The organism is Corynebacterium sp. HMSC070H05, assembly GCF_001837615.1.
In the GTDB taxonomy this organism is placed as follows: Bacteria; Actinomycetota; Actinomycetes; order Mycobacteriales; family Mycobacteriaceae; genus Corynebacterium; species Corynebacterium coyleae.
In genome coordinates this window covers 1-271 of sequence record NZ_KV833315.1, presented here as the reverse complement: position 1 = coordinate 271, position 271 = coordinate 1, and the positions used below count along the sequence as shown (strand labels likewise).

1 pseudogene is annotated in these 271 nt (G+C 58.7%); it reads right to left on the bottom strand.

Features of this window, described 5'->3' with window-relative positions:
- Positions 1–271, bottom strand: a pseudogene (locus HMPREF2617_RS12055) (HNH endonuclease); the annotation flags it as partial.

Sequence of the window (271 nt, the reverse complement as noted above, 5' to 3'; positions counted from 1 at the left end):
CGTGGTACTGCATGCGGCACTCCACCACCATCGCCATCACCACGCAAGATATCCATGAGTGCATCGGCCATCTGGCCGGCTGGTGGCAGTTCCGTATCGATCAGCCCACGCAGCGTGTGCTCAATATCAGCAATATTGCGCGCCGAATGCGTCAAGTGCAGCGTGGCCATCCCTTCGCGAGCACGAGAAAACCGCACTTGCTTTTCAGGCGCGGGTTTCTTCGCATCAATAACCTGATCGGCATAGCGCGAGAGCGCATCGAAGCGGCCCT